The organism is Microbacterium sp. NPDC008134 (assembly GCF_042957055.1).
Lineage (GTDB): Bacteria > Actinomycetota > Actinomycetes > Actinomycetales > Microbacteriaceae > Microbacterium.
On record NZ_JBIBHO010000001.1, the window covers coordinates 1,822,386 to 1,844,667 of the forward strand.

General features: G+C 68.7%; 22 protein-coding genes. 14 read left to right on the forward strand and 8 right to left on the reverse strand.

The window, feature by feature from the left end; translation table 11 throughout:
- Positions 1-8 precede the first annotated feature (8 nt).
- The 3 genes from ACFY9N_RS08635 to ACFY9N_RS08645 are packed head-to-tail and all read left to right on the forward strand — an operon-like array spanning position 9 to position 2,889.
- The gene (locus ACFY9N_RS08635; protein ID WP_391478059.1) at positions 9-1,037 is read left to right on the forward strand and encodes an iron chelate uptake ABC transporter family permease subunit; all 1,029 of its coding nucleotides are present in this window, start codon (positions 9-11) and stop codon (positions 1,035-1,037) included.
- Entirely contained in the window at positions 1,034-2,098 is a 1,065-nt protein-coding gene (locus ACFY9N_RS08640) for a FecCD family ABC transporter permease (RefSeq protein WP_391478061.1), read from the forward strand. The genes ACFY9N_RS08635 and ACFY9N_RS08640 overlap by 4 nt, the downstream gene beginning before the upstream one ends.
- A gap of 2 nt (positions 2,099-2,100) precedes the next feature.
- A complete protein-coding gene (locus tag ACFY9N_RS08645; protein ID WP_391478062.1) occupies positions 2,101-2,889 on the forward strand; it encodes an ABC transporter ATP-binding protein in 789 nt (262 codons plus the stop codon).
- An 8-nt stretch (positions 2,890-2,897) separates the two neighbouring features.
- Here the strand turns inward: ACFY9N_RS08645 and ACFY9N_RS08650 are convergent, their stop codons facing one another.
- Positions 2,898-3,674 (reverse strand): SDR family NAD(P)-dependent oxidoreductase, encoded by a 777-nt coding sequence (locus ACFY9N_RS08650; protein ID WP_391478064.1) that lies wholly within the window; start codon positions 3,672-3,674, stop codon positions 2,898-2,900.
- An 85-nt stretch (positions 3,675-3,759) separates the two neighbouring features.
- Here ACFY9N_RS08650 and ACFY9N_RS08655 point away from each other — a divergent pair, with 85 nt between their 5' ends.
- From ACFY9N_RS08655 to ACFY9N_RS08665, 3 genes are all read left to right on the forward strand, one after another.
- Positions 3,760-4,311 (forward strand): TetR/AcrR family transcriptional regulator, encoded by a 552-nt coding sequence (locus tag ACFY9N_RS08655; RefSeq protein WP_391478066.1) that lies wholly within the window; start codon positions 3,760-3,762, stop codon positions 4,309-4,311.
- A 24-nt stretch (positions 4,312-4,335) separates the two neighbouring features.
- Positions 4,336-5,385, forward strand: a complete 1,050-nt coding sequence (locus tag ACFY9N_RS08660) for a 2,3-butanediol dehydrogenase (protein ID WP_391478067.1) — start codon at positions 4,336-4,338, stop codon at positions 5,383-5,385.
- A gap of 133 nt (positions 5,386-5,518) precedes the next feature.
- The gene (locus ACFY9N_RS08665) at positions 5,519-6,847 is read left to right on the forward strand and encodes a flavin monoamine oxidase family protein (RefSeq protein ID WP_391478068.1); all 1,329 of its coding nucleotides are present in this window, start codon (positions 5,519-5,521) and stop codon (positions 6,845-6,847) included.
- A 28-nt stretch (positions 6,848-6,875) separates the two neighbouring features.
- Here the strand turns inward: ACFY9N_RS08665 and ACFY9N_RS08670 are convergent, their stop codons facing one another.
- Both ACFY9N_RS08670 and ACFY9N_RS08675 read right to left on the reverse strand, forming a co-directional pair.
- Positions 6,876-8,180 carry an ABC transporter permease gene (locus ACFY9N_RS08670; RefSeq protein WP_391478069.1) on the reverse strand — a complete coding sequence of 435 codons (1,305 nt, stop codon included), beginning with the start codon at positions 8,178-8,180 and terminating at the stop codon, positions 6,876-6,878.
- Positions 8,177-8,878 carry an ABC transporter ATP-binding protein gene (locus tag ACFY9N_RS08675; RefSeq protein WP_391478070.1) on the reverse strand — a complete coding sequence of 234 codons (702 nt, stop codon included), beginning with the start codon at positions 8,876-8,878 and terminating at the stop codon, positions 8,177-8,179. The genes ACFY9N_RS08670 and ACFY9N_RS08675 overlap by 4 nt, the downstream gene beginning before the upstream one ends.
- Before the next feature lie 154 nt (positions 8,879-9,032).
- Here ACFY9N_RS08675 and ACFY9N_RS08680 point away from each other — a divergent pair, with 154 nt between their 5' ends.
- Positions 9,033-10,220 (forward strand): sensor histidine kinase, encoded by a 1,188-nt coding sequence (locus ACFY9N_RS08680; protein WP_391478072.1) that lies wholly within the window; start codon positions 9,033-9,035, stop codon positions 10,218-10,220.
- Positions 10,217-10,885: a response regulator gene (locus ACFY9N_RS08685; RefSeq protein WP_391478073.1), complete on the forward strand. Its 669-nt coding sequence runs from the start codon at positions 10,217-10,219 to the stop codon at positions 10,883-10,885. Before ACFY9N_RS08680 ends, ACFY9N_RS08685 begins: the two co-directional genes overlap by 4 nt.
- Before the next feature lie 72 nt (positions 10,886-10,957).
- Here the strand turns inward: ACFY9N_RS08685 and ACFY9N_RS08690 are convergent, their stop codons facing one another.
- From ACFY9N_RS08690 to zapE, 4 genes are all read right to left on the reverse strand, one after another.
- A complete protein-coding gene (locus ACFY9N_RS08690) occupies positions 10,958-11,341 on the reverse strand; it encodes an SPW repeat protein (RefSeq protein WP_391478075.1) in 384 nt (127 codons plus the stop codon).
- A gap of 81 nt (positions 11,342-11,422) precedes the next feature.
- Complete coding sequence (locus ACFY9N_RS08695) at positions 11,423-11,977, reverse strand: type II toxin-antitoxin system PemK/MazF family toxin (protein ID WP_391478076.1); 555 nt, start codon at positions 11,975-11,977, stop codon at positions 11,423-11,425.
- Positions 11,978-12,008: 31 nt separating this feature from the next.
- Positions 12,009-13,247: an ammonium transporter gene (locus tag ACFY9N_RS08700; protein WP_391478077.1), complete on the reverse strand. Its 1,239-nt coding sequence runs from the start codon at positions 13,245-13,247 to the stop codon at positions 12,009-12,011.
- 114 nt (positions 13,248-13,361) lie between these two features.
- Positions 13,362-14,405 (reverse strand): cell division protein ZapE, encoded by a 1,044-nt coding sequence (gene zapE / locus ACFY9N_RS08705; protein ID WP_391478078.1) that lies wholly within the window; start codon positions 14,403-14,405, stop codon positions 13,362-13,364.
- A 130-nt stretch (positions 14,406-14,535) separates the two neighbouring features.
- Between zapE and ACFY9N_RS08710 the strand changes: the two genes are divergently transcribed.
- Together ACFY9N_RS08710 and ACFY9N_RS08715 are read left to right on the forward strand one after the other, a co-directional pair.
- Positions 14,536-15,429, forward strand: a complete 894-nt coding sequence (locus ACFY9N_RS08710; RefSeq protein WP_391478080.1) for a sulfurtransferase — start codon at positions 14,536-14,538, stop codon at positions 15,427-15,429.
- Positions 15,430-15,448: 19 nt separating this feature from the next.
- On the forward strand, positions 15,449-15,880 hold the full coding sequence (locus ACFY9N_RS08715) for a SufE family protein (protein WP_391478081.1): 432 nt from the start codon (positions 15,449-15,451) through the stop codon (positions 15,878-15,880).
- Here the strand turns inward: ACFY9N_RS08715 and ACFY9N_RS08720 are convergent.
- Entirely contained in the window at positions 15,864-17,018 is a 1,155-nt protein-coding gene (locus tag ACFY9N_RS08720; protein ID WP_391478082.1) for an alpha/beta hydrolase, read from the reverse strand. The two genes, ACFY9N_RS08715 and ACFY9N_RS08720, sit on opposite strands and share 17 nt — an antisense overlap.
- Before the next feature lie 25 nt (positions 17,019-17,043).
- Here ACFY9N_RS08720 and ACFY9N_RS08725 point away from each other — a divergent pair, with 25 nt between their 5' ends.
- From ACFY9N_RS08725 to ACFY9N_RS08740, 4 genes are all read left to right on the forward strand, one after another.
- The gene (locus tag ACFY9N_RS08725) at positions 17,044-17,625 is read left to right on the forward strand and encodes a DUF3000 family protein (protein ID WP_391478083.1); all 582 of its coding nucleotides are present in this window, start codon (positions 17,044-17,046) and stop codon (positions 17,623-17,625) included.
- Positions 17,618-18,811: a ribonuclease D gene (locus tag ACFY9N_RS08730; RefSeq protein ID WP_391478084.1), complete on the forward strand. Its 1,194-nt coding sequence runs from the start codon at positions 17,618-17,620 to the stop codon at positions 18,809-18,811. The genes ACFY9N_RS08725 and ACFY9N_RS08730 overlap by 8 nt, the downstream gene beginning before the upstream one ends.
- 73 nt (positions 18,812-18,884) lie before the next feature.
- Entirely contained in the window at positions 18,885-20,090 is a 1,206-nt protein-coding gene (locus ACFY9N_RS08735) for a thiolase family protein (protein ID WP_391478085.1), read from the forward strand.
- On the forward strand, positions 20,090-22,258 hold the full coding sequence (locus tag ACFY9N_RS08740) for a 3-hydroxyacyl-CoA dehydrogenase NAD-binding domain-containing protein (protein ID WP_391478087.1): 2,169 nt from the start codon (positions 20,090-20,092) through the stop codon (positions 22,256-22,258). The genes ACFY9N_RS08735 and ACFY9N_RS08740 overlap by 1 nt, the downstream gene beginning before the upstream one ends.
- The last annotated feature ends 24 nt before the right edge of the window (positions 22,259-22,282 follow it).

Consider the following 22,282-nt stretch of genomic DNA (forward strand, 5'->3'; position numbering starts at 1 on the left):
TGCGCGGGATGACCTCGACGCTCGTCGAGGAGACGGTGCCGCATGTCTCGGTCGTACGCCGCGGCCTGGTGATCGCTCTCCTCGCCGGCGCGCTCGCGCTCGTGTGCGTCGCGAGCGTGCTGCTCGGTTCGCAGCGGATCTCCCCGTTCGAGGTCTGGCACGGCCTGACCTCGGGCACCGGAGACGCCGGCGCGATCGTGCAGGGCATGCGCATCCCGCGCACGGTCGTCGGCCTCGCGGTCGGAGCGGCACTGGGGATCGCGGGCGCCCTGATCCAGGGATTCACCCGCAATCCGCTCGCCGATCCCGGCATCCTGGGGGTCAACGCGGGCGCGAGCCTGGGCGTCGTGATCGGGGTGGCGTTCTTCGGCGTGAGCGCGGCCAGCGGATACATCTGGTTCGCGTTCGCCGGAGCGATCGCGGCGACCGTCCTCGTCTACCTCATCGGTTCGGCCGGCCGCACCGCCCCCGACCCGATGCGGATGACGCTGTCCGGAGTCGCGCTCGGCGCCGTGATGGGCGGTGTCGTGGCGGCGATCGGACTCCTCAACCCGAGCGTCTTCGATCGGATGCGCAGCTGGAACGCGGGTTCGCTCACCTCGCTCACCGCGGACGTCTACACCGTGCTGCCCTTCGTGCTCGTCGGCCTCGTGCTCGCGTTGTGCCTCGCACCCTCGCTCAACGCCCTCGCGCTCGGCGACGATCTCGCGACGGCTCTCGGATCCCGGGTCACTCTCACGCGCGTGCTCTCGATCGTGGCCGTCACGCTGCTGTGCGGCGCGGCCACCGCCGCGGCGGGTCCGATCGCCTTCGTCGGACTGATGGTGCCGCACGCCGTGCGCTGGTTCGTCGGACCGCATCAGGGATGGATCCTCCTCGGCACCCTCTTCGCCGCGCCACTGCTACTCCTCACCGCGGATGTGACGGGACGGCTCGTGCTCCGCACGGGCGAGCTGCCCGTCTCGGTCGTGACGGCGATCATCGGTGCCCCCGTCCTCATCGCCCTCGTGCGCCGACGGAAGGTGAGTGGACTGTGAGCGTCGATCGCCTGGCGTCTCCGGTCGATGCCGGCCGCCGTATCTTCACCCTGCGCACGCCCGTCTTCTCCCGGCGCATCGGCGTGCGCGCGACGATCGTCGCCGTCGCCGCCACGGTGCTCGCGATCACGATCGGAGTGTTCGCCCTCACCCTCGGCGACGCCGTCTTCACCCCCGGCGAGGTCATCGCGACGCTCCTCGGCTTCGGCGAGCCCCGCGCCGAGCTCGTCATCATCGAATGGCGTCTGCCCCGGGTTCTCGGCGCGCTCGTCTTCGGCGCTGCCCTCGGTATCGGCGGCGCGATCTTCCAATCGCTCACGCGAAATCCGCTGGGGAGCCCCGATGTCATCGGCTTCGACGCCGGGGCCTACACCGGCGCCCTGATCGTGATCACGACGTTCGGCGTCAGCGTCGCGTCAACCGCGGCCGCTGCCCTGCTCGGCGGCGCGGCGACCGCATCGATCGTCTACCTGTTGGCCTTCCGGCGCGGGTTCACAGGATTCCGACTCATCATCGTCGGCATCGGAATCGCGTCGATGCTGGCATCGGTGAACACGTGGATCATCCTGAACGCGAACCTGAACGTCGCGCTCCTCGCCAGCGCGTGGGGCGCGGGATCGCTCAATCTGATCACGGCCGAACAGGTCGGCATCGCCGCGTGCGTCATCATCCCGATCTCGATCGCCGTCGCGATGCTCGCCGATCGCCTCCACATGCTCGAGCTCGGTGACGACGCGGCCTCCGCCCTCGGTGTGCGCACCGGAGGGGTGCGCCTGACGCTGGTGATCCTCGGCGTCGGTGTCACCGCTGTCGTCACGGCCATGGCGGGACCGATCGCCTTCATCTCCCTCGCGGCGCCGCAGATCGCCCGCCGTCTCACCGGGTCGGCGAGCGTCACGCTCACGGCATCCGCCGCGCTCGGCGCCCTGCTCCTCGTCGCGAGCGATGTCCTCGCACAGCGCTTGTTCGCCCCGACACAGATCCCCGTCGGCCTCGTCACCGTCTGCCTCGGCGGCGTCTACCTGGTGTGGCTGCTCATCCAAGAAGCGAGAAGACGATGACGATGCCCGAGACCCTCACCCACGCCCGCCTGCGGGGCCACGACCTGACGATCGGCTACGACGGCCGCGTGGTGTCGGAGCACCTCGACGTCGAGATCCCGGCCGGATCGTTCACGGTCATCGTGGGTCCGAACGCCTGCGGCAAGTCGACACTGCTGCGGGCGCTCGCCCGACTTCTTCGGCCGACGACCGGGCAGGTACTGCTCGATGGCCGTTCGATCTCCGAACTGCCGACGAAGGAGATCGCACGGCGACTCGGGCTCCTCCCCCAGACGTCCCTCGCGCCCGACGGCATCCGCGTCTCCGACCTCGTCGCTCGCGGGCGCCATCCCCATCAGACGATCCTGCGCCAGTGGTCGCACACCGACCAGGCGGCCGTGGCCGCCGCTCTCGCCGCGACCGGCACGACGGAGCTCGCGGGACGTCTCGTCGACGAGCTCTCCGGAGGCCAGCGTCAGCGCGTCTGGGTGGCGATGCTGCTCGCCCAGGAATCGCCGACGATGCTGCTGGACGAGCCGACGACGTTCCTCGACATCGCGCACCAGTACGACCTGCTGCGGCTGTTCCACGGACTCCACGCCGAGGGGCGCACCGTCGTCGCGGTGCTGCACGATCTCAATCAGGCCGCACGCTTCGCCGATCACATGATCATGATGCGCGACGGCGAGATCGTCGCATCCGGGGATCCTTCCACCATCGTCACCGCCGAGCGGGTCGAGGAGGTCTTCGGATTGGCCTGCTCCGTGATCCCCGACCCGCACGCCGGGACGCCCCTGGTCGTGCCGCTGTGACCGGCTGATCAGCCCATGAACGGGCGCAGGTCCGGGTAGCCGGTCGTCGCCCAGGCGCCATCGACGACGATGTTCTCGCCGTTGACGTACGAGGCATCGGCCGAGGCGAGGAACAGCGCGACGCCGGCGATCTCGTCGGGGTCGGCGGCGCGCTTCGCGGGGATGCGGTCGAGGTACGTCTCCATGACCCCCGGAACGGCCAGCAGCCCACCCGTGAGCGGAGTGGCGACGAGACCCGGCGAGACCGCGTTCACGCGGATGCCCTGCTCGGCGAGTTCGAGAGCGGCGTTCTTCGTGAGCATCACGACACCGGCCTTGGCGGTCGAGTACCCGGCACCGAAGTGCATCGGCACCTGGGAGTTCAAGGACGCGATATTCACGATCGACCCCGACGTCCCCTGCGCGAGGAACTGCTTCGCGCCCAGCTTCGTGCCGAGGAAGGCACCGTAGAGGTTCAGCTTGATGTTGAAGTCCCACGTCGCGAGATCCATGTCGACGATGCGGGCGGGCTTCGATCCACCGGCGACGTTGTACACCGCGTCGATGCGGCCGAAGCGCTCGACGGCAGCGGCGAAGAGTGCCTCCATCGACTGCTCGTCGGTGACGTCGGTGCGGATGCCGGCGACGTTCTCGCCGAAAGTCTCTGTGGCGGCGGCCACGGCGTCCGCGTTGATGTCAGCGACGAACACCTTCGCTCCGCGCTCGACGAGGCGGCGTGTGATCGCGGCTCCGATCCCCGACACTCCGCCGGTGACGACCGCGACGCTGTTCTCGAACCCTGACATGACTTCCTCTCTCCGGCACCCTCGTGGTGTCGTGTTCGATCGCCACGATACGCCCTATCTGACACATGTCGGATAAACTGAGCACATGGATGCACGGGCGCGACGTTCACGGGAGCACCTTCGCGCGGCGGTCCTCACTCTCGCCGGACGGATGCCGATCGCCGATGTGACCGCCTCCGCTATCTGCACCGAGGCCGGCGTGACCCGCGACACGTTCTACCGTCACGCGGAGAGTCCCGTCGACCTCCTCGCCGACGCCCTCTCGTCCGAGATCGCCGAAGCGATGGAGATCCTGCCGCGCACCGACGTGATCGGCGATGCCGAACGGGCGCTCCTCGAACACGTCCTGCGCCGCGCGGGCGTCTATCGCGGCGCGATGCACCCCCTGCTCGCCGCTCCCGTACGCAGCAACCTGGAGCGCTCGATCCGCTCGGGTCTCGAGATCTGGGCGCAGCTGCACCCCGACATCGTGCCGTCGGCCTTCCGCGACGATCCCGCGGCGATGCGGATCGCGATCGCCTACGCCGCCGCCGGCACCGTCGGATCCATCGAGGAGTGGCTGCGCAGCGGCGACGACGACATCGACCGCGCCGTGAGGCTCATCCTCGCGGCGTCCCCGGAGTGGTGGCTGCGCTGACGGCCGCCGGAAATGGAGAGAAGGATGAAGGCCGCAGTTTTCCACGCACAGGAGGATCTCCGCATCGAGGAGGTCGCCGATCCGTCGCCGGGTCCCGGCCAGGTCAAGCTGCGCAATGCCTTCGCGGGCATCTGCGGCTCCGATCTGCACGTCTACTACACACCGGAGGCGGCGGGCCTCGACTTCGAGCACCCGCACCCGGTCACGGGATCGACGCTCCCTCAAATCCTCGGCCACGAGTTCTCGGGCACGATCGTCGAGCTGGGCGCGGACGTCGATGGTTTCTCGGTCGGTGACCGGGTGGCAGTCTGGCCCATCTACTACTGCGGAGAGTGCCCGGCGTGCCGCCGCGGCAAGTACAACGTGTGCCAGAAGATCGGGTTCCACGGCCTGAGCTCCCACGGCGGTGGCATGGCCGAATTCACGACCGTCGACGCGTCGAAACTGCACGTGCTCCCCGAGAGCGTCGACCTGCGCCTCGGCGCGCTGGTCGAGCCGATGTCGGTGGCGTGGCACGCCGTCTCGCGCAGCGGGGTGAAGTCGGGCGGTACCGCACTCATCGCCGGCGCCGGGCCGATCGGCATCGGCGTGTGGTTCGCCCTCAAGGCCCGCGGCGTCGAGAAGGTACTGGTGTCCGAGCCGAGCGCGGAACGACGCGCCATCCTCGCGGCCCTCGGCGCCACGGTCATCGACCCGGTGACCGAGGATCTCGCCGCGGCCGTGGCCACACTCACCGACGGCGACGGCGTCGACGTGGCCTTCGATGCGGCCGGCGCCGGCCCCGCCGTCACTTCGTCGCTGGCGAGCCTCGTCCCGGGCGGACGGGTCGTCGTCGTGGCGATCCACGAGCGCACGATGGAGTTCCTGCCGACCCAGCTCGTGATGGGCGAGACCGAGATCGCCGGTGCGCTGGCCTACCTCCCCGAGGACTTCGACGCGGTCATCGCCGCGATGGCCGAGGGCGTGTACGACACGACCGGCTGGGTGCAGGACGTGCCCCTGGACGGGGTCGTCGACGCGATCCACGCTCTCCGCGGCGGCGCCGGGGCGAAGATCCTCGTCCGGTCGAACTGACGCCCATCCCACGGCGGCGGCCGGACCCGACACGATCGGCCCCGGCCGTCGCCGTATGCCCTTCCCTCCGCGGGGCCGGACTGACTAACGTCGGGATCACCACCCTGCGATGCCCTCCGGCGAAGGAGTCCCCATGCACACCTCTGACGCGATCGTGATCGGTGCGGGAATCTCCGGCCTCTCCGCCGCCCGACTCCTCCGAGCGGAGGGCCTCGGCGTCGTCGTGCTCGAGGCGCGGGATCGCATCGGGGGACGCGTCACGACGGATCGCTCGGCCGGACGGGTCACCGACCTCGGCGCCTCCTGGATCCACGGCGTCGACGGCAGTCCCGTCGCGGCGGCGGCCACCGCGTTCGGCATGCGCACGCAGGAGTTCACCGTCGGCGGCTATCAGCCCGACAGCCGCCCGATCGCGCATTACGGCCCCGACGGCATCCGCCTGTCCGATGCGGATGCCCGTGCGTACGTCGCCGACATCCATGCGGTGGATGCCGCGCTGCGCGACATCATCGCCGCATCCGCGCCCGACGCGTCCTACCGCGACGTGACCGAAGCCGCTCTCACATCCCAGGGATGGAGCATCGATCGCGCGCAGCGCGTGCGCGAGTATCTCGAGCACCGCGCCGAGGAGCAGTACGGCGCCTGGATCGAGGATCTCGCCGCTCACGGCCTCGACGACGACACGATCGACGGCGACGAAGTCGTGTTCCCCGACGGGTACGACCATCTGGCGACGCATCTGGCGGACGGACTCGACGTGCGGCTCGACCACGTCGTCTCCCGCGTGGATTGGTCGGTGGAGGGCGTCGTCGTCACCACGGTCCACGGTGTTTTCCGCGCAGCGGCGGCCGTGCTCACGATGCCGGTCGGCGTGCTGCAGTCCTCCGCCCTCGTGATCGACCCCGCGCTGCCCGAGCCGAACGCCGCGGCCCTGTCGCGCCTGCGCATGAATGCATTCGAGAAGGTCTTCCTCCGATTCCCCACGCGATTCTGGGACGACGACGTGTACGCGATACGCCAGCAAGGCCCCGAGGGACGCTGGTGGCACTCCTGGTACGACCTCACCTCCCTGCACGATGAACCGACATTGCTGACTTTCGCCGCGGGTCCGGCGGCCGAGGAGACACGGAGATGGGACGACGAACGGGTCGTGGAGTCGGTGCTCGCGCAGTTGCGACGACTCTTCGGCGACGACGTTCCGGCACCCGTCGCCGTGACTCGCACCCACTGGCAGGACGACCCGTTCACCCACGGTGCATACGCCTACATGACGCTCGGCGCGACGACCGCCGATCACGACGACCTGGCGACCCCGATCGGCGGCGTGCTGCACATCGCGGGAGAGGCGACCTGGACCGACGACCCCGCGACCGTGCCCGCCGCCCTCCTGTCGGGGCACCGCGCGGCTACTCGGATCCTCGGGCGGGAGGTCGCGGTCGAGCGGCTGTGGTCCCGGCCGTGAGCGCGAGACCGCAGCCGCCGACCGCGCCTCACTCGTAACGCAGGGACTCGACGGGATCGGCCCGCGCCGCCCGGGCGGCGGGCAGGGTGCCGGCGAGGAAGGCGATCACCATGACGAGCAGGATGATCGACAGGATCGAGACCGGGTCGAAGGCGATAAGGGTCAACCCCGGCAGATCGGCGAGAAGACCGTCGGCCAGTACCGCGCTGATCCCGGTACCGGCGAGCATCGCGATCCCGACGCCGATCGCGCTGCCGAGCAGACCGAGGAAGGCCGCTTCGAGGCTGAACAGCCCGAACACGCGACCCGACCCCATCCCCATCGCCTTCATCAACCCGATCTCCCGCGTGCGCTCCTGCACCGACATGTACAGCGTGTTCACGACGCCGAAGGCGGCCGCCAGGAGGGCGATGATCGCGAAGGCGTTGAGGACGAGCACGATCCCGTCGATGACGGTCGTGATGGTGCCGAGCTGGTCGGCCACTGTCGTCCCGGTGAACCCGGCATCGGACAGGCGCTCCTTCAGCGCCTGGATCTCGTCGTCCGTCGCGTCCGGCGCGAACCACACCGTCGCCGACGCGAAGCGGTCGACCTGATCCGCCGGCAGACCGGTCGTCTGCGCCTCGAAGAGAGCGTCGCTCATCGCCTGGTTCACGAGGATGCTCGACCCGGTCGGACTCGCAAGAGCCTCCTCGGTGATCCCGACCACGGTCGCCTCGATCGTGTGCGAGGTGCGCGCGGCATCCGTGATCCCCAGAGTGACGGTGGCCCCGAGCGCATCGTCGTCGTCCGCGAAGCCGAGGGCGGCGACGTAGGCGGCGGGGAGAGCGACCTCCGTCTCCGAAGCCCCGTCGTCCGGGTCCGTCCCGGCAGCGAGCACGGTCGTCTGCCCCGGGATGAGGCTCCCGACGGAGGCGACGAACGGCGTGCCGTCCCCCACCCGGATGAAGTCCGGAGTGAACGTCCGAGTGGGGTCCACGCGCAGGACGCCGTTGATTCCCTCGAGCTCGGTGATGTCCGCGGAATCGAGCGCGATCACCGTCTGCCCGGGGATGCCGCTCGACACGGCATCGGGCTCGTATTCCCGTGGCGCCCCACCGGATGCGCCCGGCAGGCCTCCCGAATCGTCCGCGGCCCGCGTGACACTCATCGCATCGGATGCCCCGACCCCCGAGACCGTGTCGTCGATGTACCGATTGATGCCGGTGCCGAGGCCTCCGGTCAGCGCGAGCGTGAAGGCGCCGACGAAGATGGCCAGGATGGTGAGTATCGTCCGGGTCTTCGCCCGGAACGTGTTCGAGATCGCCGAACCGACGAGGTCCGCCGCCCTCATGCGGCCACCGCCGAGTCGTTCTCGTCGACGATCCGACCGTCGCGGATCACGATCCGCCGATCGCACCGCGCCGCGAGCTCCTCATCGTGCGTGACGACGATCAGCGTGATGCCGCGCTCGCGATTGAGGCCGAACAGGATGTCCTCGACCACCGCCCCCGTCGCGCTGTCGAGATTCCCCGTCGGTTCGTCGGCGAAGATGATGCGCGGATCGTTGACGAGTGCACGCGCGATCACCACGCGCTGCTTCTGGCCCCCGGAGAGATCGACCGCCCGGTTCCGTGCCTTGTCGGCGAGATCGAGCTGCTCGAGCGCGGCCATCCCGCGTCGGCGGCGCTCGCCCGCACCGACGCCGGCGATCTTGAGCGGAAGCACGACGTTTTCCAGGACGCTGTCACCGCCGGTGAGAAAGAACTGCTGGAACACGAAGCCGAAGGTCTTGTTCCGCGTGCGGTTGAGCTGCGCACCACGCAGCCGCGACGTCGGCGCGCCTTCCAGGGAGATCGTCCCGGTGTCCGGGGCGTCGAGCAGGGCGAGCAGGTGCATGAGCGTCGACTTGCCGGATCCGCTCTTGCCCACGATCGCGATCGACTCTCCTTCCCCGACATCGAAGCTCACTCCCTTCAGCGCATCGAAGCGGGTCGGGCCGCGCCCGTAGGACTTGTGGACATCCCTGATCTGCAGGAGGGGTGAGGCCATCGGAGGACTCCAATCGGTTCGGCGGCTCTCAGCGTCCCTCCCGGCACCGAGCCCGCACATCCCTCCGCGGCGGTTCGGTTCTACCGCGTTCGCGGTATCCGGGGTGCCACGGGCGACGGACGCATCGGCACCCGTTCCACGGCAGACTGAGGGGATGTCAGAGTTCACGGACGTTCCGGAGGCACCCGCCGATCCGCGCCCGCGGATGCCCCGGTGGCTCCCCGATGTCCTCGTCTCGATCGTCGTGCTCGTGTTCGCCCTGGCGCCGACCCCGATCCCCGACTTCCGCCCGACGAGTGCGCTCTCGCTCGTCCTCGTCCTTCTGCCCCTCGCGATCCTCCCCTGGCGCAGACGGTGGCCGATCCTGACGCTCGTCGCACTCCTGATGAACTTCGGTGCGGCAGCCGCCACCGGCATCCTCTCGCCCGGAATCGGCATCGCGATCGGTCTCGCGATGTACCAGGTGACGCTGCGCTCGACCCGCCGACGAGCGTTGGTCCTCGCCGCGTGCGCCGTCGTCGCCGTGATGCTGCTGTCCCTCCTATCGGCGATCGGCTCGGTGTACGACCCCCGGGCATTCCAGTTCGGGCTGATCGTGGCGCTGTCGACCGCCCTCGGCGACGCGGCGCGTTCGCGTCGCGACTACATCGCCGCCATCACCGAGCGCGCGGAGCGCGCCGTGCGCAGTCGGGAGTCCGAAGCGCAGCGGCGGGTGAGCGAGGAGCGATTGAGGATCGCCCGCGACCTGCACGATGCGGTCGCCCACCAGATCGCCGTCATCAGCTTGCAGGCGGGGGTGGCGACCTCGGTGATCGACGATCGCCCGGACAGAGCGAAGCAGGCATTGGCGACTATCCGCGGCGCCGCCCGCATCGTGCTCGGCGAGATCGGCGACCTGATGTCGATGCTGCGCACGGCCGATGACGGCGAGCAGGCGTCGGTCCCGCTGGCGGGCATGGACCGGATCGACGATCTGGTCGCGCAGTTCGCCGCGTCGGGCCTCGAGGTCACGATGCGCCGGGAGGGAGACGTGGAACGCGTCACCGGCGCGACTGGTTTCGTCGCGTACCGCGTCGTGCAAGAGGCGCTCACGAACGCCCACAAGCACGGCGCCGAGCATCGTGCGCACCTCCTGCTCCACGCCGATGACGACGAGCTGATGATCTCGGTCACCAATCCGATGGCGATGCCGCCGGCGCGCGATGTCGATGATTCCTCCGGCCTCGGTCTGGTCGGTCTCCGCGAGCGAGTGGCATCGGTGCGTGGCACGGTCGACGCCGGACCCGACGGCGGCGGTTGGAAGATCCATGCCTGGATGCCCCGATCGAAGGACCAGTCATGATCCGTGTTCTCGTGGTCGACGACCAGGCGCTCATCCGTCAGGCGGTCGCGGACATCCTCGGCGCGCAGGACGACATCGACGTCGTCGGACTGGCGGCGAACGGACGGGAAGCGGTCGATCTCACCACCGCGCACCGGCCGGACGTCGTGATCATGGATATTCGGATGCCGGTGCTCGACGGCATCGAAGCGACCGCGCAGATCTGCCGCACACCGGGCCTCGAGAACGTCCGGGTGCTCATCCTCACCACTTTCGAGGAGGACGAATACCTCGTCCAGGCGCTCCGCGCGGGTGCCGGCGGCTTCATCGGCAAGGGCTCCGAACCCGAGGAGATCCCACGGGCCGTGCGCTCGGTGCACGCCGGCGACGCGCTGCTGTCGCCCGTGGCCACCCGCGCTCTCATCGATCGTTTCGTCGCGACGCCCGCGCGGGGCGAGCCCGTTCCGGGAATCTCCCGACTCGACTCCCTCACCGAACGCGAGCGCGAAGTCCTGATCATGGTCGGTCGCGGTCGATCCAATCAGGAGATCGCCGCCGAGCTGTTCATCTCGCCGCACACCGCGAAGACCCATGTCAACCGGATCATGACCAAGGCCGGCGCGCACGACCGTGCCCAGCTCGTGATCCTCGCCTACGAGGGCGGTCTGCTCGTCCAGGGCGGTTGAGTCCGGCGGCGCCACTGCACATGGGAGCGCCCCTCCCGCTCAGAACAGGAGGGGCGCCGTCCGGTACGCGCGTCAGGCTCGGGCGGCCCGCGGCGTGGTCTCGGGCTGCGGCTTCGAGAACAGCACGACGATGATGACCGTCACACCGACGACGACGTGCGGCAGCCAGACGTTCAGGGCCTCACCGGAGAAGCCGAAGATCCAGGGCGACAGTGCGAGGAACAGGCTGGCGACGATGTCGAAGACGAGGTGCACCGGCATCGGGATGAATCCGAAGGGGCCCCACTCGTACTTCGTGAAGAGGCTGTAGACGATGAGGCCGACGCCGAGAACGATCGGGATGATGACCGCTGCGCCGCCGACGGCGGAGAACCCGAACAGCCAGGGCGCGGCGATCAGGGCGATGCCGACGAGGTAGTCGAGGACTCCGTGGACCTTGGTGGGGATGAAACGCATGATGCCTCCTTGTGCGGGAACCGCGGGAGCGGCTCATGCAAGGTGTTCGGCACCCCGGCGGAAACGGATTGGAGGAGTCCCCTATCGGGCGATGCGCCAGCCGTAGCGCCGCTGGAGCGCCGCGGCGACCCGGTCGAAGCGCCCACGCGCGAGCACGGCCGCCTCGCGGCGCATCCCCGCGTCGTGCACGCTGTAGAGCTGTTCGACGTCGACCCAGGACTCGCGACCCTGGGAATCCCACTCCCCCGCACCGATCGACAGGTAGTCGCGGTCGCCGTCGTGCGAGCGGCTGGTCATCCGCACCGCGAACACCCGATCCGCGGACTCCCGGCCGATCACGAGCACCGGACGGTCCTTGCCGCGGCCGTCGTTCTCCTCGTACGGCACCCACGTCCAGATGATCTCTCCGGCGTCGGGGGCACCGTCGCGATCGGGCGCGTAGGAGATCACGACGTCGTCGAGGTGCGCGGGATCGAGACGAATCGTCTCGCTCCCGCGGGAGCGCCCGGCATCCGTCTTCATCGTCGTGAGAACAGCCGAACGTCCCGGCTCCTTGCGGGGCCGGGACGTTCGGGGTGTCAGTGCGTCGAGCAGCGCCTGCGCGATCGTGACGAGGATGCTCCTGGATGAACTCACACGCTCACACTACGTCGCTCGCGCTGGACGGTCACGCGTTGGTGAGCGCGTAGCCCTCCTCGCCGTGGACGACCGAGTCGACACCGGCGATCTCGTCTTCGCTCGTGATGCGGAAGCCGATCGTCTTCTCGATTGCGAAGCCGATGATGAAGGCGACGACGAACGAGTAGATCAGCACGCCGCCGGCGGCGATCGCCTGGACGGCCAGCAGACGCCAGTCACCACCGGTGAACATTCCCTGACCGGTGGCGAAGAAGCCGAGGTAGAGGGTACCGATGAGACCACCGACGAGGTGGATGCCGACGACGTCGAGCGAGTCGTCGAAGCCGAGGCGGAACTTGAGCTCGACGGCCAGAGCGCAGACGACACCGGCGACGAGACCGAGGACCAGTGCCCAGCCCGGCGTCAGGTTGGCGCAGGCGGGCGTGATGGCGACGAGACCGGCGACCGCACCCGAGGCGGCGCCGACCGAGGTGGGCTTTCCGTCCTTGATCTTCTCGATGACGATCCAACCGATGATGGCCGCGGCCGTCGCGCCGAGGGTGTTGATGCCGATGAGTCCGACACCGCCCATGTCCTCCGACAGCCACTCCGCACCGGCGTTGAATCCGAACCAGCCGAACCACAGGAGAGCCGCACCGAGCAGCGTCAGCGGCACGTTGTGCGGCTTGAGGATGCCCTTCTGGAAGCCGATGCGCTTGCCGAGGACGAGAGCGAGGGCGAGAGCTGCAGCACCCGCGTTGATGTGCACCGCGGTACCACCGGCGTAGTCGATGACGGCGATGCCGCTGTCCTCACCGAAGAGCGTGGTGCCGAGGTTCATGATCCAGCCGCCGCCCCAGACCCACGCGGCGATCGGGAAGTACCCGACCGTGGCGAAGATGCCGGCGAAGATCAGCCAGGAGCCGAACTTGGCGCGGTCGGCGATGGCGCCGGAGATCAGGGCGACCGTGATGATCGCGAAGGTGGCGCCGTACGCGACACCGAGCAGGGCGACGTTCGCGTCGGGGCCTTCGGAGAGTGCCGAAAGACCGAAGTCGGCGAACGGGTTGCCGGCGAACTGCGTCGGGCTGTCGACCGCACTCATCGAGTAGCCGAACAGGATCCAGAGCACGGCCACCAGTCCGATGGAGCCGAAGCTCATCATCATCATACTGACCACGCTCTTCGCCTTGACCAGGCCGCCGTAGAAGAAGGCGACACCGGGGGTCATGAGAAGAACGAGGGCGGTCGCGGTGATCGCCCAGGAGATGTTGCCGGGAGCATCCATGGAATACCTCACATCCGAGTAACTGAGAGCACCAGTGTGGCGATGCCCGGTTTCGGGGAGACGCGAGGAGTGTTTCGCTCCGGTTACACCCGACGTCGGTGTGTAACCATCGCGTTACGCGGGGCTGGAATGCGTCAGTGCATTCAGCCGTGAGATGGCGCGCAGGTACTTCTTGCGGTAACCGCCGCCGAGCATCTCCTCGGCGAACACCTGGTCGAGCGAAACTCCGGTCGCGACGATCGGGATCTGCGCGTCGTACACGCGATCGACGAAGGCGACGAAACGGAGCGCCTCGGACTGATCGGTGAGCACGCGAACATCGCGCAGACCCACGAGGCGGAGCCCGTCGATGAGCCGGATGTAGCGCGAGGGATGCACCTGCGCCAGGTGCGCGACGACCTCGTCGAACGCATCGTCGGAGACGAGGCCCGTAGCGGACGCCGAGGCGATCGCCGCCGCATAGTCGTCGTCCGAGAGCACGATCGACTGCCCGTCGATCGCACGCTGACGGAAGTCGACCCCGTCGATCCGCATCGTCTGGAAGCTGTCCGACATCTGGTGGATCTCGCGGAGGAAGTCCTGCGCGGCGAACCGCCCCTCGCCGAGAGCGTTCGGCGGGGTGTTCGAGGTGGCGGCGAGTTTCGTGCCCGACGTGACGAGTTCGCCCAGCAGGCGGGTCATGACCATGGTGTCGCCCGGATCGTCGAGCTCGAACTCGTCGATGCAGAGCAGGTCGGCGCCACGCAGCAGGTCGACCGTGTTCTTATAGCCCAGGGCGCCGACCAGAGCGGTGTACTCGATGAACGATCCGAAGTACTTCCGCCGCGCGGGCATCGCGTGATAGATCGACGCGAGCAGGTGCGTCTTGCCGACGCCGAATCCACCGTCGAGGTACACGCCGGGCTTGACGGCCTGCTCCTTCTTCGGACGACTGAAGAACGACGCCTTCTTCACCGGCGCACCGCGTCCGGCGAACCGCAGGAGCGCCTCCTTCGCCTCTTCCTGGGAGGGATAGGCCTCATCCGCGCGATAGCTCTCGAAGGTCGCGCCGTCGAACTGCGGCGGCGGCACGAGGCTCGCGAGCATCTCGGGACCGGTGACGGTCGGCTGGCGGTCGCTGAGGCGCACGACGCCCGTGGTGCTCTGCGTGTCGGTCATTCGTTTCCTGTGTCGAAGTCTTACGAATCCGGCGCCGGTGGCACCGCGGGGAACTATCGTCGAAGCGACGGATCAACACTACGCCGTCGCCGCCCGTCCCCTTCACTCGCACACCCCCGAGGAGCATCCCGTGACCATCGAGTTCGACACGTCGTCCGCAAAGTTCGCCGAGTACTCCGAGCCGGGACGGCTCGTCAGCACGGACTGGCTCGCCGCCCATCTGGGAGAGCCGGGCCTGGTCGTGGTCGAGTCCGATGAGGACGTGCTCCTGTACGAGACCGGGCACATCCCCGGAGCCGTGAAGGTGGACTGGCACACCGAGCTCAACGACCCGGTCGTGCGCGACTACGTCGACGGCGAGGGCTTCGCCGAGCTGCTGAGCCGCAAGGGTATCGCCCGCGACGACACGGTCGTCATCTACGGCGACAAGAACAACTGGTGGGCGGCATACGCGCTGTGGGTGTTCTCCCTCTTCGGCCACGAGGACGTTCGCCTGCTCGACGGCGGTCGCGACCGCTGGATCTCCGAGGGCCGTGAGATCACGCGCGAGGCGACGAACCGTCCGGCGGTCGAGTACCCGGTCGTGGAGCGCGATGACACGCTGCTGCGCGCCTACAAGGAAGACGTGCTCTCCCACATCGGCAAGCCGCTCATCGACGTCCGCTCGCCCGAGGAGTACAGCGGAGAGCGCACGACCGCTCCCGCCTACCCCGAGGAGGGCACGCTCCGCGCCGGCCACATCCCCACCGCGCAGAGCGTGCCGTGGGCGAAGGCGGTCGCGGAGGACGGTGGTTTCAAGTCGCGCGCCGAGCTCGACGCCATCTACCGCGACGGGGCCGGTCTCGCCGACGGTGACGAGGTCGTCGCGTACTGCCGTATCGGTGAGCGATCGAGCCACACGTGGTTCGTGCTCAAGCACCTCCTCGGATTCGAGAACGTCCGCAACTACGACGGTTCCTGGACCGAGTGGGGCAGCGCTGTGCGCGTGCCGATCGTGACCGGCTCGGAGCCGGGATCGATTTGAACGTGTGACAATGACAGGGATGAGCGACACGCACGTTCCTGAGACCCTGGCCGAGATCCGAGACGCCTTCCTGGAGACGCCCGAGAGCGACCGGCTGCTGCTCCTGCTGGAGTTCGCCGACGAGCTCCCCGCTGTCTCCGAGGAAGTCGCGAACCATCCGGAGATGTGCGAGCGCGTCGCCGAGTGCCAGTCCCCCGTGTACATCTACGTCGAGATCGTCGACGGTCGTGTGGTCATGCACGCCACCGCACCGCCGGAGGCACCGACGACCCGCGGATTCGCGAGCATCCTGGTGCAGGGCATCACGGGGCTCACGCCCGACGAAGTGCTGGCGATCCCCGAGGACTACCCGCAGGCGATCGGGCTGACCAAGGCGGTCTCACCCCTGCGCATCGGAGGCATGACGGGCATGCTCATGCGGGCGAAGAAGCAGGTCAGGCAGAAGCGCTGAGGCCCTGCGCCGCGAGCCACTCGCGGATCGCCGTCGACCAGCCGGCCTCGTCGTAGTTCCAGATCTTGGTGTGCCGTGCACCCGAGAAGGGCGGCATCGTGACGAGGTCGGGGCGCGCATCCCGCAGCGCGTGCGAGGCATCCGCCGGCACGAAACCGTCGTCGTCGCTGTGCAGGATGAGGATCGGAGCGACGAGCTCCTCCGCGCGCGCGACCATGTCGAGGCTGTCGAACGGGATCGCATCCTCCGCCCCGCTCAACCGGGCCGTGACGGGGAGCGACAGGGCTCCCATCGCCAGCGCCGGCAGCGGTGCACGGAGCCCCGCCTCGCGCGCCTGATAGCGCAGCACGGTGCGCCAGTCGACCACCGGCGACTCCAGGATCAGCCCGGCGATGCGATCGCGGTTGCCCGAGTTGACAGCGGTCTGCAGCGAGACGGCACCGCCCATCGACCATCCCATCAGCAGGACCCGCTCGGCCCCGTGCCGCAGCGCATAGGCGATCGCGGCATCCACGTCGCGCCACTCCGCCGCGCCCAGGGCGTAGGCCCCGCCGCGGCTGCGCGGCGCTTCGCCGTCGTTGCGGTATGAGACGACGAGGTTCGGCAGACCGGCCGCGTGGAGCACGGGTACCGCGCGCAGGCACTCCGCCCTGGTCGTTCCGCGTCCGTGGACCTGAATCACCCAGGTGCTCGACTCCGCGGGGAAGAACCATGCTGGGCACGGACCCGCCGGCGAGCCGATGAGCACGTTGCTCCACGGGAGATGCAGCTCGGACGGGGCCGAGTAGTACCAGCCGCTGAAACCGGCATCGCGATCCACGCGCGCGCCCGGCTCGATCTGCGTCAGGAGTTTGCGTCGTACGGTCGTGCTGTCGGCGCTGAGCACGGCGCCCAGCTTCACGTATCCGTAGGTCCCGGTCGTGTAGAGCCCGTAACGCCCGGGGAGCTCGGTGTCGAGCGTGCGACCGAGCTCGATCGTCTGCGCTCCGGTGTCGACCGCGATGATCTTCGTGTTGGGGCCGTTCCGTGTCGGCATCACGACGCGACGGGCGATGCTCAGCACGAGCAGCGCGGACGCCGCTCCGAGCGCGAGCAGGACAGGGAGGAGGAGTGCAACGGCGTGCCTGAGACTCTTCATCGCTTCCTGACTCTAGCCTGTTGCCGTGACCGCACCCCCCGATGCCGGGACCCTCTTCGAGAACGCCGCCGCAGAACTGCGGGCGACGGCGTTCCGTGATGACATCACCGTGCGCGAGATCCCGACACCGACCGGCCTCGCTCCCTTCGCGCTGGCACTCGCCGCCGACGTCCGGCCCGACGACGACGGCGACTCCGTCTACGGCACGGGTCGTTTCGTGCTGCTGCACGATCCGGAGGAACCGTCGGGGTGGGGAGGTGCCTGGCGGATCGTGATCTTCGCGCAAGCCCCCCTCGAGACCGAGATCGGCACCGATCCCCTTCTCGCCGACGTCACCTGGTCATGGCTCGTCGATGCGCTCGAGTCCCGAGAGGCTCGATACAGCGCGGCTTCGGGCACGTCGACCAAGACATTGTCGAAGGGATTCGGGAGTCTCGCCCTCGAAGGCGACGGTGCACAGATAGAATTGCGGGCGTCCTGGACTCCGCAGGGCCCGTTCCGACCCCACGTCGAAGCATGGGCCGAACTGGTCGGAATGCTGGCGGGTCTTCCGCCCGGTTCCGAGGGCATCGCCGTTCTCGGCGCGCGAAAGGCTGTACGTGACTGAATATTCCGTGATCTCGGATGCCGAGGAGTTCCGCGCCGCCTGCGCCGTCCTCGCGAACGGCACCGGGCCGGTCGCCGTGGATGTGGAGCGCGCCTCCGGCTTCCGCTACTCGCAGCGCGCGTATCTCGTGCAGGTCTTCCGCCGGGACGCGGGCGTGTACCTCTTCGACCCGCCCGCCATCGGAGACCTCACCCCGCTGAGCGCGGCGATCGGCGACGTCGAATGGGTCTTCCACGCCGCGAGCCAGGATCTGCCCTCGCTGCGTGAGCTCGATCTGGAGCCGAAGACGATCTTCGACACCGAGCTCGCTTCGCGCCTGCTCGGCCACGAGCGCGTGGGACTCGCCGCCGTCGTCGAGCACACGCTCGGCATCACGCTGAAGAAGGAGCACTCGGCCGCCGACTGGTCGACGCGGCCCCTGCCGGACGCGTGGCTCGAGTACGCGGCGCTCGATGTGCTGCACCTGATCGACGTGCGCGACGCACTCGCCCTCGAACTCGACGAGCAGAACAAGACCGCCTTCGCAGCCGAGGAGTTCGCGGCGACCCTGAGCCGTGCCCCCAAGCCGCCGCGCGAAGACCCCTGGCGGCGCCTGAGCGGACTGCATCAGGTGCGTGGCGCCCGCAATCTGGCCGTCGCGCGATCCCTCTGGCAGGCCCGTGAGTCGTACGCGCAGGCGCAAGACGTCTCCCCCGGCCGGCTCATCCCCGACCGCTCGCTGGTGGCTGCGGTCCTCGGGAACCCGCAGAGCAAGCAGGCGCTCGCCGGGATCAAGGAGTTCCAGGGACGCGCGAGCCGCACGCAGCTCGATCGCTGGTGGCAGGCCATCGTCGACGGACGCGCGACGGAGGAACTGCCCCGTGAGCGGGTTCCGAGCGACGCTCTTCCTCCCCCGCGCGCCTGGGCGGACCGCAATCCCGAGGCGGACGCGCGGCTCAAGGCCGCACGTCCCGCCGTCGAGGCGATCGCCGAGGAACTGCACATGCCCACGGAGAATCTGTTGACCCCCGACTACCTCCGCCGCATCGCGTGGGCTCCCGCGGGAGTGACTCCGGCGGCCGTCGGCGACGCCCTCACCGCTCTGGGGGCGCGCGCCTGGCAGGTTGAACAAACCGCACAGAAGATCGCCGCCGCATTTGTAGAAGCCGCGCAACAGCCTGACGAGGCATCCGCCGCCGCTTCGTAGGTTCGATCCAACCGATTCCTCCGCGTTTCGGGGCCTCCCTAGACTGAGGCCACCGCACAAACTTGGAGGCAGAGTGGCCGAGATCTCGGACGTCTTCTTCGTCGATGGAGTGCGCACCCCCTTCGGGCGCGCCGGCGAAAAAGGCATGTACTGGAACACCCGCGCAGACGACCTCGCCGTGAAGGCGACCATCGGACTCATGGAGCGGAATCAGGCCGTCCCGGCCGACCGGATCGACGACGTGGCGATCGCCGCGACCTCGCAGACCGGCGATCAGGGCCTCACACTCGGGCGCTCCGTCGCGATCCTGGCAGGTCTTCCCCAGACCGTGCCCGGCCTGGCCGTCGAGCGCATGTGCGCCGGGGCGATGACCAGCGTCACCACCATGGGTGCCTCGATCGGCGTGGGCATGTACGACCTGGCCCTGGCCGGTGGCGTAGAGCACATGGGACACCACCCGATCGGTGGCAATGCCGACCCGAATCCGCGCTTCGTCGCCGAGAAGATGGTCGACCCCGGCGCCCTCAACATGGGCGTGACCGCCGAGCGCATCTTCGACCGTTTCCCCCACCTCACCAAGGAGCGCTCCGACCGATTCGGAATGCTCAGCCAGCACAAGGTGCAGGCCGCCTACGACGCCGGCAAGATCCAGCCCGATCTCGTGTCCGTCGCGATCAAGGATGCCGACGGCGCCTGGGGCCTCGCGACCGAGGACGAGGGCCGCCGTCCGCAGACCACGATGGAGGACCTCGCCGCACTGAAGACGCCGTTCCGGCCGCACGGCAGGGTCACCGCCGGTACTTCGTCGCCCCTCACCGACGGCGCGACGATGTCGTTGCTCGCCGGTGGCGGTGCCGTGAAGGAACTGGGCCTCGCCCCGAAGATGCGGATGGTCTCGTTCGCCTTCGCGGGCGTCCAGCCCGAGATCATGGGCATCGGTCCGATCCCCTCGACCGAGAAGGCGCTGAAGAAGGCCGGCCTGTCGATCTCCGACATCGGACTCTTCGAACTCAACGAAGCATTCGCCATCCAGGTCATCTCACTCCTCGACCACTTCGGGATCGCGGACGACGACCCCCGCGTGAACCAGTGGGGTGGGGCCATCGCACTCGGTCACCCGCTCGCGGCATCCGGTGTGCGTCTGATGATCCAGCTCGCGGCCCAGTTCGCCGAGCGTCCGGACGTCCGCTACGGCCTGACCGCGATGTGCGTCGGCCTCGGACAGGGCGGTTCGGTCATCTGGGAGAACCCGCACTACGACGGCAAGAAGCGGAAGTGATGGCAGGCATGGCGAACACGGTTTCCGAACAGTACGCGAACGTCGACTTCGCACCGATCCAGGCGCTCACCGACGGCGAGGTGATCACGCAGTCCCCCGTCCGCGACATCCGTCTGGCGTCCGGCAAGGTGCTCGCGCTCATCACCCTCGACAACGGTCGCGATCACAATCGCCCCAACACCCTGGGACCTGCGACGCTCACCCAGCTCGGCGAGACGCTCGACGGCCTCGCCGCCCGGGCCGCCGCCGGTGAGATCCAGGCGGTCGGCGTCACGGGCAAGCAGTACATCCTCGCCGCCGGCGCCGACCTTTCGGACATCGGCAAGGTGGGGTCCCGCGACAATGCCCGCCTCATCGCGCAGCTCGGACACAAAGTGCTCGGCAAGCTCGGCGAGCTCGGCGTGCCCTCGTTCGCGTTCGTGAACGGTCTCGCACTCGGCGGGGGGCTCGAGATCGCGTTGAACTCGAGTTATCGCACGGTCGACTCGTCCGCCGCCGCGGTCGCCCTGCCCGAGGTCTTCCTCGGCATCATCCCCGGGTGGGGCGGGGCCTACCTGCTCCCGAATCTCATCGGCATCGAGAACGCCCTCGAGGTCGTCATCTCGAATCCGCTCAAGCAGAATCGGATGCTCAAGCCGCAGCAGGCCTTCGACCTCGGCATCTTCGACGCGATCTTCCCGGCGGCGAACTACCTCGAGAACTCGCTCGCCTGGGCCGACGCGGTGCTCGGTGGCAAGAAGGTCGAGCGCAAGAACGAGCCCGGCAAGATCGAGCGGCTGACGAAGTGGCCGATCGCGATCAAGATGGCGCGCGGCATGCTCGAGTCGAAGATCGGCACCGTGCCGAAGTCGCCGTACGCGGCGCTCGAGCTGCTCGAGAAGGCGAAGAGCGGAACGAAGGCCGAAGGGTTCGCCCGTGAGGACGAGGCCCTGGCCGATCTCGTCACCGGCGACCAGTTCGCGGCGTCGATGTACGCGTTCGATCTCGTGCAGAAGCGCGCGAAGCGTCCGGTCGGCGCTCCCGACAAGCAGCTCGCGAAGAAGGTCACGAAGGTCGGCATCATCGGCGCCGGCCTCATGGCCAGCCAATTCGCGCTGCTGTTCGTGCGCAAGCTGCAGGTTCCTGTGCTGATCACCGACCTGGATCAGGCCCGCGTCGACAAGGGCGTGGCCTACATCCACGAAGAGATCGGCAAGCTCGAGGCCAAGGGGCGTCTCGACGCCGACACCGCGAACAAGCTGCGGGCGCTCGTCACCGGCACGACCGACAAGGCCCTCTACGCGGACTGCGACTTCGTGATCGAGGCCGTGTTCGAAGAGGTCGGCGTCAAGCAACAGGTGTTCGGCGAGATCGAGACGATCATCGCCGAGGACGCGATCCTCGCGACGAACACCTCATCACTGTCGGTCGAAGAGATCGGTGCGAAGCTCGCCCACCCCGAGCGTCTCGTCGGTTTCCACTTCTTCAACCCGGTCGCGGTCATGCCGCTGATCGAGATCGTGAAGACGCCGAGCACCTCGGATGCCGCGCTGTCGACGGCCTTCGTCGTCGCTCGCACTCTCGGTAAGAACGCGGTACTCACGGCTGACGCTCCGGGATTCGTCGTGAACCGCCTGCTCGCCAAGGTCATGGGCGAGGCCGCGCGCGCCGTCTACGAGGGCACGCCGATCGTCGACGTCGAGAAGGCATTCGCTCCCCTCGGCCTGCCGATGGGCCCATTCCAGCTGATCGACCTCGTCGGATGGAAGGTCGCCGCCCACGTGCAGGACACGATGGCGACGGCGTTCCCCGAGCGCTTCTACGCGAACGAGAACTTCCACGCTCTCGCCGAACTCGACGCGATCGTCGAGAAGGACAAGGGTGGCCGGGTCACCGGGTGGACGAAGCCGGCCGAGAAGCTTCTGCGGCCCGCTCTCGGCTCCGCTCCCGCGTCGGCGGCGACGATCCTGCAGCGCGTGCAGGACGGCCTGGCCGACGAGATCAAGCGGATGCTGGACGAGGGCGTCGTCCCGGAGGTGGAGGACATCGACCTCTGCCTGATCCTGGGGGCCGGCTGGCCGTTCATCGACGGCGGCGCCTCGCCGTACCTGGATCGCGAGGGCGCCTCGGACCGCGCGTTCGGCGGGTCCTTCCACACCCCGCAGATCCGGGGCGTCGAGAGCCGCTGATCACACGCATCGGAGGGGCCGTGC

Excerpts from the sequence above, each read along its gene's own strand:
- ACFY9N_RS08635 (WP_391478059.1), top strand. The coding sequence starts at position 9 with ATGACCTCGACGCTCGTCGAGGAGACGGTGCCGCATGTCTCGGTCGTA.
- ACFY9N_RS08645 (WP_391478062.1), top strand. The coding sequence starts at position 2,101 with ATGCCCGAGACCCTCACCCACGCCCGCCTGCGGGGCCACGACCTGACG.
- ACFY9N_RS08650 (WP_391478064.1), bottom strand. The coding sequence starts at position 3,674 with ATGTCAGGGTTCGAGAACAGCGTCGCGGTCGTCACCGGCGGAGTGTCG.
- ACFY9N_RS08655 (WP_391478066.1), top strand. The coding sequence starts at position 3,760 with ATGGATGCACGGGCGCGACGTTCACGGGAGCACCTTCGCGCGGCGGTC.
- ACFY9N_RS08660 (WP_391478067.1), top strand. The coding sequence starts at position 4,336 with ATGAAGGCCGCAGTTTTCCACGCACAGGAGGATCTCCGCATCGAGGAG.
- ACFY9N_RS08665 (WP_391478068.1), top strand. The coding sequence starts at position 5,519 with ATGCACACCTCTGACGCGATCGTGATCGGTGCGGGAATCTCCGGCCTC.
- ACFY9N_RS08670 (WP_391478069.1), bottom strand. The coding sequence starts at position 8,180 with ATGAGGGCGGCGGACCTCGTCGGTTCGGCGATCTCGAACACGTTCCGG.
- ACFY9N_RS08675 (WP_391478070.1), bottom strand. The coding sequence starts at position 8,878 with ATGGCCTCACCCCTCCTGCAGATCAGGGATGTCCACAAGTCCTACGGG.
- ACFY9N_RS08680 (WP_391478072.1), top strand. The coding sequence starts at position 9,033 with ATGTCAGAGTTCACGGACGTTCCGGAGGCACCCGCCGATCCGCGCCCG.
- ACFY9N_RS08685 (WP_391478073.1), top strand. The coding sequence starts at position 10,217 with ATGATCCGTGTTCTCGTGGTCGACGACCAGGCGCTCATCCGTCAGGCG.
- ACFY9N_RS08690 (WP_391478075.1), bottom strand. The coding sequence starts at position 11,341 with ATGCGTTTCATCCCCACCAAGGTCCACGGAGTCCTCGACTACCTCGTC.
- ACFY9N_RS08700 (WP_391478077.1), bottom strand. The coding sequence starts at position 13,247 with ATGGATGCTCCCGGCAACATCTCCTGGGCGATCACCGCGACCGCCCTC.
- zapE (WP_391478078.1), bottom strand. The coding sequence starts at position 14,405 with ATGACCGACACGCAGAGCACCACGGGCGTCGTGCGCCTCAGCGACCGC.
- ACFY9N_RS08715 (WP_391478081.1), top strand. The coding sequence starts at position 15,449 with ATGAGCGACACGCACGTTCCTGAGACCCTGGCCGAGATCCGAGACGCC.
- ACFY9N_RS08720 (WP_391478082.1), bottom strand. The coding sequence starts at position 17,018 with ATGAAGAGTCTCAGGCACGCCGTTGCACTCCTCCTCCCTGTCCTGCTC.
- ACFY9N_RS08740 (WP_391478087.1), top strand. The coding sequence starts at position 20,090 with ATGGCAGGCATGGCGAACACGGTTTCCGAACAGTACGCGAACGTCGAC.